Origin of the sequence: Corynebacterium sp. HMSC14B06 (assembly GCF_001807075.1) — a bacterium.
Taxonomy (GTDB): Bacteria; Actinomycetota; Actinomycetes; order Mycobacteriales; family Mycobacteriaceae; genus Corynebacterium; species Corynebacterium jeikeium_D.
This window is the reverse complement of the sequence record NZ_KV787366.1, coordinates 19639-20146: the sequence shown is the minus strand read 5'-3', so window position 1 is coordinate 20146 and position 508 is coordinate 19639. Positions and strand designations below refer to the sequence as shown.

General features: G+C 62.0%; 1 protein-coding gene. It reads right to left on the bottom strand.

Features of this window, described 5'->3' with window-relative positions; translation table 11 throughout:
• A partial coding sequence (locus tag HMPREF3130_RS04045; protein ID WP_141737778.1) for an IS110 family transposase occupies positions 1-468 on the bottom strand: 468 nt, incomplete at its 3' end.
• Positions 469-508 lie beyond the last annotated feature (40 nt).

The following is a 508-nucleotide window of genomic DNA, read 5'->3' as shown; positions in this document are numbered from 1 at the left end:
AAGGCGGTTTTTCGTTCGGGTGGCGTCTTTGGCGATGTCGTCGTGGAATCCGGCGAGCATCTTCAGCGCTGATAGTGTCTCGTCGTCGCGGTCGACTGCCCGCAGTGTGTGCGGCATGGTGCGGGCGGTGTCGGCGATGATGAATGCATCCCGGCGGTCGGTTTTTGATCGTCCAGGGTAGAGATCGGCTGCTTTTCGCATGGCTAGGTCGGGGAGGTCTCCGACCGTGCAACCGCAGTCGCGGGCCACGGCGATGGGCAGGGCGCCGATCGTGTTGGGTTGATCGACGACCATGAGAACGCTGCCGTGGGCCTGCATGGACGCGAAGATTTCGCGCTGTGCGGCTTCGTCTTTGGGCAGTGGTTTGTCGTAAATTCTCTCGCCGGTGTTGGTCAGCGCGCTGGCATGGTGGCCGGTTTTGCCGACGTCGAGGCCGATGATGATTTCGGGTGTTGTGGACGGTTCCATGGTGGTGTCCTTCTGTTGCGGCTGGTCGCCGGTGTCTTGG